This window comes from Streptomyces boncukensis, assembly GCF_011045075.1.
Classification (GTDB): Bacteria; Actinomycetota; Actinomycetes; order Streptomycetales; family Streptomycetaceae; genus Streptomyces; species Streptomyces boncukensis.
In genome coordinates, this window is sequence record NZ_JAAKZZ010000652.1 from 1 (window position 1) to 3,525 (window position 3,525).

4 protein-coding genes and 1 pseudogene are annotated in these 3,525 nt (G+C 70.8%); 3 read left to right on the forward strand and 2 right to left on the reverse strand.

Annotated elements, in window-relative coordinates:
• On the forward strand, positions 1-435 hold a 435-nt coding region (locus G5C65_RS33705; protein ID WP_206442572.1), incomplete at its 5' end, for an ATP-binding protein.
• A 342-nt stretch (positions 436-777) separates the two neighbouring features.
• Here G5C65_RS33705 and G5C65_RS39800 read toward each other — a convergent pair.
• Both G5C65_RS39800 and G5C65_RS33715 read right to left on the reverse strand, forming a co-directional pair.
• Positions 778-999 (reverse strand): annotated as a pseudogene (locus G5C65_RS39800) (2'-5' RNA ligase family protein); the annotation flags it as partial.
• Between the two features lie 476 nt (positions 1,000-1,475).
• Positions 1,476-2,051 carry a Uma2 family endonuclease gene (locus tag G5C65_RS33715; RefSeq protein ID WP_165302860.1) on the reverse strand — a complete coding sequence of 192 codons (576 nt, stop codon included), beginning with the start codon at positions 2,049-2,051 and terminating at the stop codon, positions 1,476-1,478.
• A 157-nt stretch (positions 2,052-2,208) separates the two neighbouring features.
• Between G5C65_RS33715 and yaaA the strand changes: the two genes are divergently transcribed.
• Both yaaA and G5C65_RS33725 read left to right on the forward strand, forming a co-directional pair.
• Positions 2,209-2,991 carry a peroxide stress protein YaaA gene (yaaA, locus tag G5C65_RS33720; RefSeq protein ID WP_165302861.1) on the forward strand — a complete coding sequence of 261 codons (783 nt, stop codon included), beginning with the start codon at positions 2,209-2,211 and terminating at the stop codon, positions 2,989-2,991.
• Between the two features lie 109 nt (positions 2,992-3,100).
• A complete protein-coding gene (locus G5C65_RS33725; protein WP_165302862.1) occupies positions 3,101-3,427 on the forward strand; it encodes a nuclear transport factor 2 family protein in 327 nt (108 codons plus the stop codon).
• Positions 3,428-3,525: the final 98 nt, after the last annotated feature.

Here is a 3,525-nt window from a genome sequence, read left to right on the forward strand (position 1 = left end):
CCCCCCGACAACCTCAAGGCCCCCTGGGACTACACCCTCTACGTCCCCAACGACGCACGGGCCGTCGGCATCGCCCGCCTCACCCTCCGGGCCGTGCTCACCCGCCACCACCTCGCACCGCTCCTCGACACCGCCGAACTGCTCGCTTCCGAGCTGCTCACCAACGCGTACCTGCACTCGAACGGACCAGCCTCGGTACGGCTCCGGTGGACGGACGGCACGCTCCGCATCGGCGTCTGGGACACAAACGCGGCACCGCCGTGCGCACAGGACACGGGAACCGGATCGGAGAGCGGGCGCGGGATGCGGGTCGTGGAGCTGTGCGCCGCGACGTGGGGCTGGTTCGCGCTGGGGGACGAGCTCTTCGGGATCTGCGGGAAGTACGTCTGGTGCGACCTCCAGTTCCGGCCTGGGGAATTCGCCACGGCGGCCTGACGCACGGAGGCCCTGGGAGACCTCGGGATGCCCCGGAGACGTGCGCGAAGCGGTCGCGGCAAGCTCGTACACAGGCGAGCGACGTAACACCCTCCCACCGAGCGCCGTTGCGACGCGGCTCCGCCGCCTGGGCGCGCCGGCCACGACGCGACCGCAGGCCAGATAGCCGGACCTTCCCTTCCGCAGAGCCCTTAGAGACCATCTCGCTTGGTCCTGTCCCACCTCGTCCATGCCCGGACCTACGCTAGCGAGCGGGTGCTCGGCTCGCTCCTGCCAGCGTTCGCCGTTCCAAACGATGAGTTGGACCGCCTGCACGTGGGAGCGCAAGGGCAACATGGACGCGAGTTCGGCCTGCAACGCGTCGTACACCGCGTCCTGGGTCGCAGGGCCCTCGCGGTTCGCGACCGTCAGGTGAGGGTCGCGCCCGGAGCCGAACAGCCCTCTGTACGGCAGCAGCTCGGGCCAGCGCCGAGTAAGGTCCGCGGTGAGCACCTTGACCGGGTCATACGGCCGCGGGTCCAGGTACAGCACGCCGGGGTAGCGGCCGAATTCGGCGAGCGTCAAGGCGAATGCGTCGTTCCCGGCGAACGGACCGGACAGTTCACTGTGGACCCGGGCGTCCTACGGCTGTGGTGCACGAATGGGGTGAGCACAGTCACCACATGGGCGGTGAACCCGGCCCGAACCAGCGGATCCGCCTCCGGAATCCTGACAGTGAACGCAGTGTCGCCGGGTATGTCCGACCACCCGCCCGTCCGACGCTCACTCCCGACCTTGCTCTCGTCTGCACGTGCACTCACCACGCTCCATGGTCACAGTCGGAACGCGCTGCGAGCAGGACGCTGCTCGTCAGGCCCGGATCGCCGACCACCGGGGGGTCCGTGCGGCTTTCGTCCCGTGGATTCGGGCGTAGTGGCCGCAGGTGGCGGACGAGGTTGCCGCCCGGGTCGGCGCCGAACGCCTCGGCTCCCGCACGTGCCGGTCCGGGGCCGACGTGCGGGGCGATGTGAACGCCCGGCCCGCCGGGCCGGGCGGCGCTGTCAGAAGCCCGTCGTGTCCAGGTCGAACGCGAAGGGCTCGGGGAGCCGGATCTCCTTGCCGAACGGCCTGGTGTCCACCTGCTGGTAGTCGTCCGCGTCGGGATCGCTGAAGAGGGAGACCGAGGACTTCTCCCGGTCGACCAGCAGGTAGAGGGGGATCCCGCCCAGCGCGTAGCAGTGCCGCTTCGCGTCACGGTCGCGCCCCGCCCTGGTGGACGTCACCTCGGCGACCAGGGACACGCCGTCGGGGGGCATCCATGAGTCGGCGCCCCAGAAGAGGCCCTGATCCGCTGGTGCCCAGGTTCCGTCCGGGATCGCATGGTTCTTCGGGCATCGGCCGCCTCTCGCGAGCTTGAGCCCCTTGTTTCCGGAGAAGTCCATGTCCGTCATGGATCGCCTGACGACCTGCTTCATGATCAGACTGATGTACCCCTCGTGGTCCCCGTCCGGCGGCGGCGTCACGACGATGTCCCCCCCGAGGAACTCGGCCCGGTAGCCCTCGGGCGTACCCAGGGCCAGAAAGCCCTCCAGCAGAAGCTCTTCCTGCGAAAGCGGCTCGTGTGCCATGGCGCTCATGTCACACCCTTTCGTTGGTCGTGACCACTATGGGTGGCCGAGGGGGCGGGTTCCGCCTAAACCCAGTTCCGTTACCCCGATCGTGTCACGCCCCGCACCGGCGGAGCACGTACGCTGGCGGGCGCATACCGTTCGTCCGCAGTCGCCTGGAGAAGCCGTGCTCGTCCTGCTCCCCCCGTCCGAAGGGAAGTCCGATGGCGGCCGGGGGCGCCCCCTCGACCTGGGGGCGCTGTCGTTCGCCGAGGGGCTGACCGGGGCGCGGGAGACGGTGCTGGACGAGCTGGTCGGGCTCTGCTCCGGGGACGAGGAGAAGGCCCGCGGCGTGCTCGGGCTGTCCGAGGGGCTGCGGGGCGAGATCGCGAAGAACGCGGCGCTGCGCACCGCGCCCGCCAGGCCCGTCGGGGAGATCTACACCGGCGTGCTCTACGACGCGCTGTCCCTCGGCACCCTCTCCCCCGCCGCCAAGCGCCGCGCGGCGCGCTCACTGCTCGTCTTCTCCGCGCTGTGGGGCGCCGTCGGGGTGCGGGACCGGATTCCCTCGTACCGCTGCTCGGGCGGGGTGAAGCTGCCGGGCACCGGGGCGCTCGGGGCTCACTGGCGCCGTCCGCTGGAGGGCGTGCTGCCGGACGCGGCGGGCGGCGGGCTGGTGCTGGACCTGCGCTCGTCGGGGTACGCCGGGATGTGGAAGCCGAAGGACGAGGTGGCGCGGCGCACGGCGACAGTGCGGGTGCTCCAGTCCACGGTGGTGGACGGGGTGGAGAAGCGGTCCGTCGTCAGCCACTTCAACAAGGCGATCAAGGGCCGGATCGTCCGCGCCCTGCTGGAGGCGGGCGCCGCGCCGCGCACCCCGGCGGCGCTCGCGGAGGCGCTGCGCGGCCTCGGGTACCGGGTGGAGGAGTCCGGCGGGGGCGGGCTCGATGTGATCGTCACCGAGCTGTAGGGATGGGGAGAGGGCTGAGCGGCCGGTGGGGCCGCTCCGGTCGCGCCGGGGTGCGGGGTCTGTGAGCCTGGAGGCGTCTCGGGGACCGCAGCGCTGAGGAGATTCCATCGTGAGCATCCCTGCCGAGAGCCTCTCCCACCCCGCGGTGCGCGACTTCGTCGCCGCCGTGAACGCAGGCGACCGCAACGCGTTCGCGGACGTGCTCACCCCCAACGCGACCATGTCCGACGACGGCTCGGAGCGCGATCTGTACCAGTGGGCCGAGCAGGAGATCTTCTCCGCCCACGGCCGCATGGACGTCGAGTCGGAGGAGCCGGGCGGCCTGGTCCTGGTCGCGCGCTACAGCAACGACACCTGGGGCGCGATGCGGACGGCCTGGCAGTTCACCATCACGGACGACGAGAAGATCAGCCGCTTCGAGACAGGCCAAGCCTGAGGGTTGTTGCATGGTACGCAACGCTCGTTGCGCACCATGCCGGGCGCCGGGCAGCATGGGGACCGCAGCGCTGAGGAGATTCCATCGTGAGCATCCCT

What these genes read in the sequence shown, in the direction of transcription:
- G5C65_RS33715 (WP_165302860.1), bottom strand. Translation starts at nt 2,051, where the DNA reads ATGAGCGCCATGGCACACGAGCCGCTTTCGCAGGAAGAGCTTCTGCTG.